The sequence below is a fragment of the Owariibacterium komagatae genome (genome assembly GCF_045865535.1).
GTDB classification, from domain to species: domain Bacteria; phylum Bacillota; class Clostridia; order Oscillospirales; family Ruminococcaceae; genus Ruthenibacterium; species Ruthenibacterium komagatae.
Genome location: NZ_AP031406.1, coordinates 1,395,508 through 1,408,892, shown reverse-complemented (window position 1 = coordinate 1,408,892; position 13,385 = coordinate 1,395,508). Strand labels below are relative to the sequence as shown.

Annotated in this window: 10 protein-coding genes and 1 pseudogene; 6 read left to right on the top strand and 5 right to left on the bottom strand. The window is 60.3% G+C overall.

Going from position 1 to position 13,385, the window contains the following annotated elements; all coding sequences use genetic code 11:
• The first annotated feature begins 46 nt into the window (after positions 1-46).
• On the top strand, positions 47-307 hold the full coding sequence (locus tag ACKTS9_RS07030) for a hypothetical protein (protein WP_407879819.1): 261 nt from the start codon (positions 47-49) through the stop codon (positions 305-307).
• Positions 308-347: 40 nt separating this feature from the next.
• Here the strand turns inward: ACKTS9_RS07030 and tsaD are convergent, their stop codons facing one another.
• The 4 genes from tsaD to polA are packed head-to-tail and all read right to left on the bottom strand — an operon-like array spanning position 348 to position 4,799.
• Positions 348-1,355, bottom strand: coding sequence for a tRNA (adenosine(37)-N6)-threonylcarbamoyltransferase complex transferase subunit TsaD (gene tsaD / locus ACKTS9_RS07025; RefSeq protein ID WP_349215099.1), 1,008 nt, complete (start codon positions 1,353-1,355; stop codon positions 348-350).
• 15 nt (positions 1,356-1,370) lie between these two features.
• A complete protein-coding gene (locus ACKTS9_RS07020; protein ID WP_349215100.1) occupies positions 1,371-1,835 on the bottom strand; it encodes a hypothetical protein in 465 nt (154 codons plus the stop codon).
• Positions 1,836-1,839: 4 nt separating this feature from the next.
• On the bottom strand, positions 1,840-2,271 hold the full coding sequence (gene rimI / locus ACKTS9_RS07015) for a ribosomal protein S18-alanine N-acetyltransferase (protein WP_349215101.1): 432 nt from the start codon (positions 2,269-2,271) through the stop codon (positions 1,840-1,842).
• Positions 2,268-4,799, bottom strand: a complete 2,532-nt coding sequence (polA, locus tag ACKTS9_RS07010) for a DNA polymerase I (protein ID WP_349215102.1) — start codon at positions 4,797-4,799, stop codon at positions 2,268-2,270. The genes rimI and polA overlap by 4 nt, the downstream gene beginning before the upstream one ends.
• 95 nt (positions 4,800-4,894) lie before the next feature.
• On the opposite strand from polA, the gene dusB reads away from it, so the two are divergent.
• A complete protein-coding gene (gene dusB / locus ACKTS9_RS07005) occupies positions 4,895-5,896 on the top strand; it encodes a tRNA dihydrouridine synthase DusB (protein WP_349215103.1) in 1,002 nt (333 codons plus the stop codon).
• Positions 5,897-5,899: 3 nt separating this feature from the next.
• Here the strand turns inward: dusB and yfbR are convergent, their stop codons facing one another.
• Complete coding sequence (gene yfbR / locus ACKTS9_RS07000; protein WP_349215104.1) at positions 5,900-6,502, bottom strand: 5'-deoxynucleotidase; 603 nt, start codon at positions 6,500-6,502, stop codon at positions 5,900-5,902.
• 136 nt (positions 6,503-6,638) lie between these two features.
• Between yfbR and ACKTS9_RS06995 the strand changes: the two genes are divergently transcribed.
• The 4 genes and pseudogenes from ACKTS9_RS06995 (at position 6,639) to ACKTS9_RS06980 (ending at position 13,263) form a co-directional block, all read left to right on the top strand.
• Complete coding sequence (locus ACKTS9_RS06995) at positions 6,639-9,002, top strand: YfhO family protein (RefSeq protein WP_407879814.1); 2,364 nt, start codon at positions 6,639-6,641, stop codon at positions 9,000-9,002.
• Positions 9,003-9,017: 15 nt separating this feature from the next.
• Positions 9,018-11,182: pseudogene (locus tag ACKTS9_RS06990) on the top strand (Tex family protein).
• A gap of 13 nt (positions 11,183-11,195) precedes the next feature.
• Positions 11,196-12,611: an MATE family efflux transporter gene (locus ACKTS9_RS06985; protein WP_349215106.1), complete on the top strand. Its 1,416-nt coding sequence runs from the start codon at positions 11,196-11,198 to the stop codon at positions 12,609-12,611.
• Between the two features lie 115 nt (positions 12,612-12,726).
• Complete coding sequence (locus tag ACKTS9_RS06980) at positions 12,727-13,263, top strand: sigma-70 family RNA polymerase sigma factor (RefSeq protein WP_407879811.1); 537 nt, start codon at positions 12,727-12,729, stop codon at positions 13,261-13,263.
• The last annotated feature ends 122 nt before the right edge of the window (positions 13,264-13,385 follow it).

Sequence of the window (13,385 nt, the reverse complement as noted above, 5' to 3'; positions counted from 1 at the left end):
TATACAGCCCTGTTAAACTGTAGAAAATGTGTCGGGAGGGGTCGCCATGGAAGTGCTGGTAGAAATCATTCTTTCCCTTCTGGTGGAGGGGTCGGCGGCGGGGGTCACCTCGCGCAAGGTGCCCCGGGCGGTGCGCGTTCTTCTGGGGGCATTTCTGCGTTTGCTGCTGGGCGGCACCGGCGTTTTGCTGCTCTGGTGCGGCGCGGCCATGGACATCGGATGGGGAAAACGCCTGCTGTTCTGGGCCTTGGGCCTTTTGCCGCTGTGGTATCTTGCCCGGCTGGCCCGGGCGCTGGTCAAACGCTGAAACGAAAAGAGGCGGGACGCTTATGCGTCCCGCCTCTTTTTTAACGGTAATCGATGTTCAGTGTGGGTAGGCCGTTCAGCGAAAGGTCCGCCACGTTTCCGTCCAGATATTCGTAATAGCCCTGGGCCGCCACCATGGCCGCGTTGTCGCCGCACAGCTTCAGTTCCGGCAGATACAGCCGGGCGGAAAGGCGCTTTGCGCCTTTTTCCAGCTTCTGGCGCAGCGCCAGGTTGGAACCTACGCCGCCCGCCAGACAGATTTTTTTCGCGCCCAGGTCACCGGCCGCCAGCAAAAGCTTTTCGGCAAGAATATCGGTGATGCGCTGCTGGAAACTGGCGGCCATGTCGGGCACGCTGATTTCCTCGCCCCGCATCCGCACGTGGTTCACCGTGTTCAGCACCGCGGTTTTCAGGCCCGAAAAACTTACGTTGTATTTGCCTTCCACATGGGGTGTGGGCAGGGGGTATGCCTTGGGGTTTCCGCCCAGAGCAGCCTTGCTGACCGCCGGCCCGCCGGGATAGCCCAGGCCCAGCGTGCGGGCCACTTTGTCGAAGGCTTCGCCCGCGGCGTCGTCCACCGTGCGCCCCAGCACCTTGAATTTGGTATAGCTTTCAACCCAGACGATGTGGCTGTGTCCACCGCTGGCCACCAGGCACAAAAAGGGCGGCTCCAGTTCCGGGTGGGTCAGATACAGCGCGGCCACATGGCCCCGCAGATGGTGCACCGGAATCAAAGGCTTTTCGGCGGCGTAGCTGAGTCCTTTGGCAAAGTTGACGCCCACCAGCACGGCACCGATCAGCCCGGGGGCAAAGGTCACGGCCACTGCGTCGATGTCTTCCATGGAAAGCCCTGCATCGTCCAGCGCGCTTTGCGCCACGCCGGAGATGTTTTCAATATGCCGCCGGCTGGCAATTTCCGGCACCACGCCGCCGTACAGATTCTGTTCCTGCGCGCTGGAGGCGATGCAGTTTGACAAAAGCCGGCGTCCGTCCTCCACCACAGCGGCACAGGTGTCGTCGCAGCTTGATTCAATGCCCAAGATTTTCATGTTGTCCTTCCTTCCTCAGCCCTTCTCGGGCACAATGCCCTGTGTATCCACGGCGTAGTGGCGGTAGTTGTCCGGGTCCACATACACCGGAAGCTGGGTCCGCTCGCCCAGAAACGGTGCGGGGTCGAACCAGAAGGGCTGGCTTTGAAATACGTAGACGTGCCCGTCCTCCGGGTTCACAGCCTGGCAGCGAATGACCAGCGGGTACCGGCCGTTGACGTTGACGCGCGTATCGTAGCCGATTTCCACAATGTCGGCGTTGATGCGCTGCCCCTCTTCCAGAAGCTGCTCCCTGCGGCGGCGCATCCGGCTCCGTGCAGTCAGCAGGCCGATGCCCACTGCCAGAAAAATACCGCCCAGAAGGCAGAAAAGCAGCATCGGAGAAAAGTGCAGAGCATACACAAGCACCAGACCCAGTGCGCCGAACACCGCGCCCATGATCAGAAAAACGATGCCCACGATTTTCAACACAAGCTCCATTTCCTCACAGCTCCTTTTTCATCAGCACCGCGTCATCGGCGGGGTCACGATAAAAACCGCGCCGAAGCCCCACCTGCGTGAACCCCAGCGCCCGGTACAGCGCCCGGGCCGGTTCGTTTTGGGCGCGCACTTCCAGAAATACGGTCTTGGCGCCCTGGTCGGCCAGGTGCGCCAGCATCCATTGCAGCATGGCCCGGGCCACACCCCGGCGGCGCATGTCCTCGGCCACGGTCACCGCATAGATCGAGGCCTCGTCCAGCACCAGTCCGCACAGGCAGAGCCCCATCAGCCGGCCGTCCGCTTCCGCCACACAGCAGTGGCCTTCGGCCAGCGTCTCCCGGATGGATTCCTCGCTCCAGGAATCGGGCACCCGTGCTTCCAGCGCGGCAGCCTGCGCCGCGTCGCCCGGGGCCATGGGGCGGATCAGCGGGCTCATCCCTTGGCGGCGTACCAGGTGTCGCCGCTGTTTACATCCGCGACCAGCGGCACCGAGAGGTCCGCCGCTTTTCGCATCTCTTCGCCCAGAATCCGGGCGGCCTGTTTCTGTTCTTCCAGCGGGCACTCCACAATCAGTTCGTCGTGTACCTGCAGGATCAGCCGGGCGCGCAATCCCTCGTCCCGCAGACGGCGGAACACACGCACCATGGCCAGCTTGATCACGTCCGCGGCAGTTCCCTGAATGGGGGTGTTCAGCGCCATGCGCTCACCCTGGGCGCGCACGTTGAAATTGCTGGACGCCAGTTCCGGCAGGACCCGGCGCCGCCCGTACAGGGTGGCCACGTAACCGTGTTCCTTGCCGAAGGCAACGGTGGCATCCATGTATTCCTTCACTTTGGGATAGGCACCCAGATAGGTTTGAATAAACGCCTCGGCTTCCTTCACGGAAATGCCCAGATCCTGGGACAGACTGTACGCGCCTTTTCCGTAGATGATGCCGAAGTTGATGGCTTTCACCGACGAGCGCATGGCCGGGGTCACGTCCTGGGGCGAAACGCCGTAAATGCGGGCGGCCGTAGCCCGGTGGATGTCCTCGCCGTCGGCAAAGGCCTGCCGCATGTGCTCATCGCCCGAAATGTGGGCCATGATGCGCAGCTCGATCTGGCTGTAATCCGCGTCCAGCAGCGTGCAGCCCTCACAGGCAGTGAAATACCGGCGGAACCGGCTGCCCAGTTCTGTGCGCACGGGGATGTTCTGCAGGTTCGGTTCGTTGGAAGAGATGCGGCCCGTGCGGGTTTCCGTCTGATTGAAGGTGGAGTGAATGCGCCCGTCCGGCCCGATCACCTTCAAAAGCCCTTCCACATAGGTGGAGTTCAGCTTCTGATAGGTGCGGTATTGCAGAATGTGGTCGATGACCGGCGTATACCGGCGCAGACTTTCCAGCACATCCGCGCTGGTGGAGTATCCGCTCTTGGTCTTTTTGCGGGTGGGCAGGCCCAGGTCCTCAAACAGCGCTTTGCCCAGCTGCTTGGGGCTGTTTACGTTGAACTCGTAGCCCACTTCCTCATAGATGGCGGCCAGTTCGGCGGTCAGCGCCGCCTGCAGTTCCCGGCCGAAGGCTTCAATGCCCTCTTTGTCCACCTGAATGCCGGTATGCTCCATCTCGGCCAGCACTTCCGCAAGGGGCAGCTCCATGTCGTTCAGCAGCGATTCCATGCCCTGCTGGGCGCAAGCGCTTCGCAGCGCATCGCACAAAGGCTCCAGACAGGGGGCGTCCGGGGCATCCGCGCAGGCAAAAGAGGGCGACGCGCCATAGGCGCCCGCCAGATGTGCAATGGAATATTCGCTGGCCGACGGGTTCAGAAGATAGGCCGCCAGCTTTGCGTCAAACACAATGCCCCGGGCGTGCCGCTGCGCCCGCAAAGCCGCGCGGTAAAACGCCTTGGCGTCAAAGCATTCCTTCTGCACCCGGTCATTGGCCAGCAGGTCCAGAAATGCTTCCGAATCTATACTGGAAGTATAAACGTTTTCGGAATATACAATAATAGGGGCATCTTGCTGGAAATACAGAAAGACGCGGCCGATCTCCGGCGCCTGTGTCAGGGGCTGAAGGGCCGTCTGGGGCAGAGGCGCAGCGGTCTGCTGTGGGGCGGAAGCCGCCTCCAGATGCAGTTTTTCCAACGTGGAATACATCTCCAGCCCGGTCAGAAGGGCGCTGGCCGCAGCCGCGTCGGGCTGTGTGCGCTGATAAGCGCCGGGTTCGGTGGGAACAGGCGCTGCCCGGTCGATGCGGGCCAGCGTCAGGCTCATCTCGGCCTGAGCTTTGTCCCGGACAAGCTTTTCCCGCACACCTCTTTTGATGCGCGCGTCATCCAGATTTTCATACACGCCCGCCAGAGAGCCGAAGGCCTGGATCAGAGCCAGCGCGGTTTTTTCACCCACGCCGGTCACGCCGGGAATGTTGTCGGACGTGTCGCCCATCAGGCTTTTCACGTCGATCAGCTGCCGGGGGGAAACGCCGTATTTTTCCTGCACGGCGGCTTCGTCCATGGGAATGGTCACGCTTTTGCCCATCTGTGTGGAGGCCAGCAGCACCGTGGTGTGCGGCCCGATCAGCTGCAGCGAGTCCCGGTCACCGGTGGCCAGCACACACTCATCGCCCCGGGCTTCGCAAGCGGCGCTGAGCGTACCCAGAATGTCGTCGGCCTCGTATCCTTCGCAGGTGACCATCTGATATCCCAGGTCCGCCAGCAGCTCTTTCAGCACAGGCATCTGATCGGCCAGTTCCTGGGGCATGCCTTTGCGCTGGGCCTTATAGCCGTCGTACAATTTGTGCCGGAAGGTGGGCGCCTTCAAGTCAAAGGCGATGGCCACTTCGTCCGGGTTCTGCTCGGCCTGCAGTTTCAAAAGAATGTTCATGAAGCCCACAAGGGCGTTGGTGTAGCGGCCGTCCTTGGTGGTCAGGAGCTTGATGCCGTAGAAGGCACGGTTCACGATGCTGTTTCCATCCAGTACAAGAAGTTTCAAGGTGGGACCTCCGATGTTTTGTTGATGGGCCGCATGTGCGGCAATTTGAAAATATTATACCATAAAACCGAAATATATGATACAATAACTAAGTTATGGAAAAGTTGAAACATGCAATTCAAATGGGAACACTGACCCTTGCGCCGGGCGCTGCGCTGGCCCCCATGGCGGGCGTGACGGATACGACCATGCGCATTCTGTGTGCACAGCACGGTGCCAGCTGCACGGTCAGTGAAATGGTGAGCGCCAAGGCACTGACCTTCGGCGACAAAAAAAGCCCGCGGCTGATGGCCGGGGGCGGCGGCAGCGCGCCGTACGGAATTCAGTTGTTCGGGGCCGAGCCCCAGTCCATGGGTGAGGCGGCGGCCATGACCGCCGGCGGCAAATATCACGTGCCGTTTGATTTTCTGGATATCAACATGGGCTGTCCCGCGCCGAAGATCACCGGTTCCGGGGCGGGGTCCGCGCTGCTGAAAGATCCGCAGCTGGCCGGGCAGGTGGCGCAGGCGGTGGTGAAAAACGCGGGGGCGTATCCGGTCACCGCCAAGCTGCGCATCGGCTGGGACATGGACACGCTGACCGGCGTGGAAGTAGCCAAACGCTGTGAGGATGCGGGCATCTGCATGCTGACCGTGCACGGGCGCACCCGGCAGGAGATGTACAACCCCGGCATCCACGAAGAGGAGATTGCGAAGATCAAGGCGGCGGTGCGCATTCCGGTGCTGGCCAACGGCGATGTGACCAGTGCCGAAGGGGCGCTGGCGCTGCTGCGCGCAACCGAGTGCGACGGTGTGGCCGTGGGCCGCGGGGCCATGGGCAACCCCTGGCTGTTCGGACAGATCCGCGCCGCGCTCATGGGCCAGGAGATCCCCGCGCCGCCCAGCCTGAACCAGCGCTTTGCCACGCTGCGCAAGCACATTTACGACATGTGCGAGGACAAGGGCGAGCGGGTGGCCATGCAGCAGGCGCGCACCCACGCCGCCTGGTACATGCACGGGCTGCGGGGCGCCGCCAGTCTGCGGCGGGAGTGCTGCTCCATGGTCCATTTCACCGATCTGGACAAAGTCATTGAACACGCCTGGGCCTTGCAGGAGTAAGGCTCACGGCGTTTTTTCACCCGCGCTCAACTCGTCCAGCGTCCAGTGGTAGCAGGGCAGCATATGGGCCAGAAAATAGTCGGCTTCCGGGCACTGCATGGCGGCGATGGCGGCTTCCTGCTGCGCCTTCGCGCCGGAAAATTCCCGGTTGCCGGCCCGCTCTTCCTCAATGCACTTGATGTACGCGGACAGGCGGTCGGCGGCTTTCAGCAGCTGCTTTTCCTTGTCCGTCAGCACGTCCCCTGTAAGATACCCTTCCATCTCCGGGCGCAGCGCTTCGGGCAGCAGCCCCGCCATGGAAAGGGCCGCGTCTTTTTCCAGCGCTTTGTAGGCGCGGCGCAGCGGTTCGGTCTTATACTTGACGGGCGTAGGCATGTCGCCGGTCATGATTTCGCTGGCGTCATGGTACAACGCGGCCACGGCCACGGTTTCAGGCCGCACATTCCGGCCAAACTCCTTTTGGGCGATAAGGCACAGCGTGTGCGCCAGAATGGCCGCATCCGCCGTGTGTTCGCTGAGGGTCTCTGTGCGGGAAGACCGCATCAGCCCCCAGCGGGAAATGTATTTCATCCGTGCCACCAACGCATTGAACGGATAGACATTCATGGGAAGATTTCCTCTCTTTCCTTCGTTTTTAGGATAGCGGAAACCCGGCTTCGGGGTTCCGCGGCAAGGCAGACAGAGCCCCGGGCGCAGGCCGGGGGCTTTGGGGCTATTATAACACAACCGGGAGTATGCGCAAATGAAAACTCTGAAACGTGAAAATCTGGGAAACGGGTATCTGTTTACGTTCCTCATCTGCGTGGCCACCGCCGCGCTGATTTATCTGCCCTTTGTGGTCATTGACAAGGGGCTGTTCCAGTACTGCGGCGACTTCAACTCGCAGCAGATCCCGTTCTACGCCTATATGAACGACTTTGTCAAGAACTCCGCCGGGCAGTGGAGCTGGGAGACGGACCTGGGCTCTTCCGCAGTGAACTCTTATTCCTTCTATCTGCTGGGGTCGCCCTTTTTCTGGCTGAGCACGCTGTTCCCCGCCAAGACGCTTCCCTTTTTGATGGTTCCGCTGTTGATCCTGAAATTCGGCGTGTGCGGCCTGACGGCTTACATGTGGCTGCACCGCTATGCAAAAACCAAAAGCTGGGCCGTGATCGCCGCATGTCTGTACGCGTTCTCCGGGTTCACGGTGTACAACACCTTCTTCAACCATTTTGTGGACTGCATCGCGCTGTTCCCGCTGCTGCTGTGGGCGCTGGACAAATACATGTACGAAGACGTTCACGCGCTGTTCCCGGTGACAGTGGCCCTGAATCTGGTCAACAACTATTTCTTCTTCGCCGGCCAGATCGTATTTCTGTTCATCTACTTTTTTGCAAAACTCTCCTGCCGGGACTACCGCATCCGGCGGCCGAAGAAGTTTTTCCTGCTGGCCTTTGAATCCCTGCTGGGCGTGGCCATGGGCTGCGTGCTGCTGTGGCCCGCGGCGCTGAGCCTGATGGACAATCCCCGCACGGTGGACGTCTCCAACGGGTTCGGTCTGCTTTTGTACGGCCGGGTGCAGCAGTATTTTGCCATTTTTACCTCGCTGTTCCTGCCGCCGGACCCCACCTATCTGCCCAACATTTTCACCGATGCAGTCATCAAGCACACCAGCATGACGGCCTATCTGCCGGTGGTGGGCTTTGTGGGCGGCATGGCCTATCTGCGCTGCCGGGAAAAAACGCCCTGGAAGCGCATTCTGCTGGTCTGTTTTTTCATGGCCATGGTCCCGGTGCTGAACTCGGCGTTTTACGCACTGAACTCCAGCTACTACGCCCGCTGGTACTATATGCCCATCCTGATTTTGTGCGCCGCCACCATGCACACCTTTGAGGATGAGGACATCGACTGGAAAAAAGGCTTCAAACCGGTGGCCGCCATCACGCTGGCCTACGCGGTGTTTGCGCTGGTGCCCAAAGAAGAGGACGGCTCCTGGAGCATCGGTGTGGTGCAGCGGCAGTCGCAGTTCTGGCTCACGTATCTCACGGCCATCCTGGGGCTTTTGCTTTTGTACGGTGTGATCCGCTTCTGGGGTGATCAGCGCCGGCGGATGACCACGATCATGCTGGCGGTGATCCTGGGCTTTTCCGTGTTTTATTCGGTGGTCCACATCAGCCTGGGCAAGTTCCCCCAGTGGGAGGGCGACAAGGACTATCGCTCGGAATGCTATGAGGCGGCCCAGAACATTCAGTGGCCGGATGACAGCTTCTACCGTGTGGATACGTACGAGTGTTACGACAATCTGAGCCTTTGGATGAAACGCCCGGCGCTTCTGTGCTTTAACAGTACGGTGTCGCCTTCCATCATGGAGTTTTATCCCAACCTGGGTGTCAAGCGGGACGTTTCCTCCAAACCCGAGCACGAAAAATATGCGCTGCGGGGTCTGCTGGGCGTCAAGTATGTGATGATGCCGCTGGACAAATCCGCCGAGTATGAGGAGAAATACGGTTCCTACGGGTACTCCTATGCCTTCTCGGATGACACCTATGCTTACTATTATAATGAAAATGAACTGCCCATGGGCTTCGCCTATGACAAATACATCCTCATGGGGGACGAAGAAGGCGAAAGCGATTCGATCACGCTGATGACCATGTCGGAATCCGACCGGGCCAACATGCTGGTGCGCGCCATCGGCCTCAGCGAAGAGCAGGCCGAAACCTACGGCCATCTGATGGAGCAGGTGACCAACGACGATCTGGTGGGGCTGGATTATGACGGGTACGTCTGGGACGTGAACAAGCGCCGCACCACAGCCGTCACCCAGTTCGAGGCGGATGGCTCCGGTTTCACCGCATCCATCGAACTTTCTTCGGACAATCTGGTGTTCTTCAGCGTGCCTTATGACAAAGGCTGGAGTGCCACCGTCAACGGAGAGCCGGTCACTGTGGAGAAGGTTTCCGGCGGCATGTGCGCGGTGCTGTGCCCGGCCGGGGAGAGCACCATCGAATTCCAGTACGAGACGCCGGGTCTGCGCGCCAGCGCCACCGTTTCGGTGACCGCTCTGGTCGTCTGGGCGGTGTACGGAGCCGTGGTTCTGGCCGGCCGCCGGAAAAAGAAACAATAAGTTGAGGGAAATACCATGACAAAACACGCACAGATCATTGCAAAAGAACTGGAGCTGGACCCTGCCCGTGTGCAGGCGGCTGTGGAACTGATCGACGAGGGAAATACCATTCCGTTCATCGCCCGTTACCGCAAAGAGGCCACCGGCAGCATGGACGATCAGAAACTGCGCCAGCTGGAAGAGCGGCTTTCCTATCTGCGCAAACTGGATGACCAGAAGGCCGCCGTGGCAAATTCCATTACCGAGCAGGGCGCCATGACCGACGAACTGGCCGCCGCTTTGGAGAAGGCGGCCACGCTGGCGGAAGTGGAGGACATCTACCGCCCCTATAAACCCAAGCGGAAAACAAGGGCCAGCATGGCCAAGGCCAGAGGACTGGAACCGCTGGCTTTGCGCATCGGCGAACAGCGCACCGGCGACGATCCCCGTCTGCTGGCCGCGGACTTTGTCAAGGATGAGGTACCCGATGTGGATGCGGCACTGGCCGGCGCGCGGGATATTCTGGCAGAGAACATTTCCGACGCGGCGGAGATCCGTGCCGCGCTGCGCAATTTCTACACTGCCACTGCGCGGGTCGCCAGCAAGGCGGCCAAGAAGGACGAGGACAGCGTGTACGCCGGTTATTACGATTATTCCGAGCCGGCCTCCAAAATGGCGGGGCACCGGGTGCTGGCCGTGGACCGGGGCGAGCGCGAGGGCTTTTTGAAAGTCAGCGTGGAAGTGGAGAGCGACCGCGCGCTGGATCTGGTGCTGCGGCGCACGGTGAAAAATCAGTCCCTGTGCGGCCAGCAGGTGCGCGAGGCCGCGGCCGATGCCTACGCACGGCTGATCCATCCCAGCCTGGAGCGGGAAGTGCGGGCCGGTCTGACGGAAAAAGCCTGCGAGGGTGCCATCCGCGTATTCTCGAAAAATCTGGAACAGCTGCTGCTGCAGCCGCCCATCAAAGGCAAGGTGGCCATGGGGCTGGACCCCGGCTATCGCATGGGCTGCAAGACCGCTGTGGTGGACCCCACCGGAAAAGTGCTGGACACCGCGGTCATCTATCCGGTGCCGGAGTTCAAGCGCGTGGAGGAAGCTAAGCGGAAGGTGAAGGCTCTCATTGAAAAGCACGGAGTGGAGATCATCGCCATCGGCAACGGCACCGCCAGCAAAGAAACCGAGATTTTTGCGGCGCAGGTCATCAGTGAGCTGGACCGTCCGGTCAGCTACATGGTGGTCAGCGAGGCGGGCGCCAGCGTGTACTCCGCCTCCAAGCTGGCTGCTGAAGAATTTCCGGAATATGACGTCAACCTGCGCAGCGCGGTGTCCATTGCCCGCCGCCTGCAGGACCCCCTGGCGGAACTGGTGAAAATCGATCCCAAAGCGGTGGGTGTGGGCCAGTACCAGCACGACATGCCCCCGGCCCAGTTGTCCGCTGCGCTGGACGGCGTGGTGGAAGCCTGCGTAAACACGGTGGGCGTGGATTTGAACACCGCTTCGGCGCCGCTGCTGAACCGGGTGGCCGGCCTGACGGCGGCCACAGCCAAAAACATTGTGCAGTACCGGGAGGAAAACGGTGCCTTCACCACCCGCAAACAGCTTTTGAAGGTTTCCAAGCTGGGGCCCAAGGCCTTTGAGCAGTGCGCGGGCTTTTTGCGGGTGCCGGGCGCCAAAAACAAACTGGATGCCACTGCCGTTCATCCCGAAAGCTATGAGGCGGCGCAAAAACTGCTGGAGCTGTGCGGCTTTTCGGCACAGGACATCGGAACCAGCGCCGTGCAGACCCTGCCGGAAAAGGCACGGGCCATGGGCATGGAAGAACTGGCGCGGCAGACGGGCGTGGGCGTGCCCACCCTGGAGGACATCATCGCCGAGATCCTGCGCCCGGGGCGGGACATGCGCGACAGTCTGCCCAAGCCGCTTCTGCGCACCGATGTGATGGATATGAAAGACCTTGTGCCCGGCATGGAACTGAAGGGCACCGTGCGCAATGTCATTGATTTCGGGGCGTTCGTGGACATCGGCGTCCATCAGGACGGCCTCGTGCACATCAGCCAGATCTCCAACCGGTTTATCCGCCATCCGGCGAGGTGTTGAAGGTGGGAGACGTGGTCACCGTCTGGGTGCTGAGCGTGGATGTGGCCAAAAAGAGAATCTCCCTGACCATGAAACAGCCGAAGGGAGAGAAAAAGGAGTCATAAAGGGGATATAAGCATGGGACAGACACTGAGACGCTATTTGATTTTGGACCGGCGCTTTTTTGCGTCGCTGCTTGCCATTTCCATCCCCATCGCGCTGCAGAACATGATCAGCTTCGGCGTGAATATGATGGACAGCGTGATGCTGGGCAGTTTTGGAGACGTGGCCATCAGCGCGGCCAATGTGGGCGGCCAGCCCTTTGCCATTCTGATGTCTCTGGGCTTCGGGCTCTCTTCGGGCGGCGGCGTGCTGATCGCCCAGTACTGGGGCCGGAAAGATACCGCCAGCATCCGGAAAGTCATGCGCATCAGTATGCAACTGGTGTTTGTGGCTTCCCTGACTGTGACGGTGATCTGCCTGCTGATTCCGGAAACCATCGCCCGGTTTTACACAAAGGACGAGGCCATCGTCCAGGCGGCGGTGTCCTATCTGACGCTGGTGGTGTTCTCCTACCTGCCGTACAGCATTTCCAACAACTATATGATGAGCCTGCGGGCGGTGGAACAGGTAAAGGTCAGCGCGGTCATCTATGCCATCAGCTTCTTTGTGAATGTGTTTTTCAACTACGTGTTCATTTTCGGCGCTTTCGGCGCACCGCGGCTGGAAGTGCGGGGCGCTGCCGTGGGCACGGTGATCGCCCGCTGCTCCGAGCTGGCCATGGTGCTGGTGTACATGTACCGCCGCGAGAAGGTGGTGGGCTTCCGCCTGGGCGACTGCCTGCACCGGGAGAGAGATCTGCTGCCCAGCTACATGGAGCACAGCCTTCCGGTTCTGGGCAATGAGATGCTGTGGGGCGTGGGCTTCTCCATGATCAGCGTGATCATCGGGCAGATCAGCAGTGTGTTTATGGCGGCATACAGCATTGTGGGCATTTTGAACCAGCTGGCGTTTGTGACGCTTTCGGGAGCTGCCAACGGCGCGGCCGTCATCACAGGCAAGACCGTGGGCGAGGGAAGCCGTGCCCGCGTGCAGAAAGTGGCCAATACACTGTTGCTGCTGGCGGTGGCGGTCAGCGTGGTGAACTGTGTGTTCCTGCTGCTGGTGGGCCCGCTGTTCCTGAATTTTTACCATGTCACGCCCGAGACCCGGGAGGCGGCCGCGTCGCTGATTCGGGAGCTGGCGCTTTTGCAGCTGGTCATCGGCTTTGATGTGACGTGCATTGTGGGCGTGCTGCGGGGCGGCGGCGATACGCGCTTTGCTTTTTACAACGAGTGCGGCACCCTGTGGCTCATCGCGCTGCCGCTGGGCTTTTTGACCGGGGTGGTCTGGAAGATGCCGGTCACCGTGGTGTACCTGTGTCTGCGCAGCGACAGCGTGTTCAAATCCATCTTCTCGTTTTTTCGCCTGCGCAGCGGAAAATGGATCCGAAACGTCACCGTTCGGGAAATGTCGCCGCAGCAGGAACAGACAACTGGAAGTTTTGCCCAATAGCTGCCGGGTTTTCTTTGTGAGGATACAACAAAGTTCTGCCAGAAACAGGATTTTGCTTGACTTTTAAACGATGACTGGTAAAATGGGAAACGTAGCACGTATGCGGGGAAATGAAATGGAAGATTCCGAACTGAAGCACAAATTGCGCTGTGCTCGCGCGGGCGATGAACCGGCGCTGGCAGCGCTGATCACATGGCAGATGCCGGCCATTCGTGCGCTGGCAGCCCGTGCTGTCTGTCCGGGTCTGGCCTTTGACGATGCGGTGCAGGAAGGGCTGATCGGCCTGTTCCATGCCATTGAAAATTATGACGCCGACGCCAAAGCTTCCTTTTCCACGTACGCCAACGTGTGTGTGCAGAACGCCATCACGGATGCGCAGCGGGCGGCAAGCCGCCGCAAGCATGCGCCCCTGAATGAGTTTGTGCCTTTGGAAGACAGCCAGGCGGCGCCCGGGCCGGAAGAACAGACCGAGGCGCAGGAGGCGTATTCCAGCATGCTGCACAGCATTGAGACCCGGCTTTCCCGGCGGGAAAAGCAGGTGCTGGCCCTGTTTCTGGACGGGTGCAGCTATGGGGAGATCGGCGCGCGGCTGAATCTTTCCGAAAAAGCCGTGGACAATGCCCTTCAGCGTGTGCGAGCAAAACTCAAATAATGTTTTTAAGACGCGGATGCGTCTTTTATATGCCCTTAGTAGCTTAAAGTCAGAGCGTTGGTCCCAGATCAAAGGTGTCGGTTTAAATCCTTCCGCGGGCAAATACTAATGAATGGAGATAC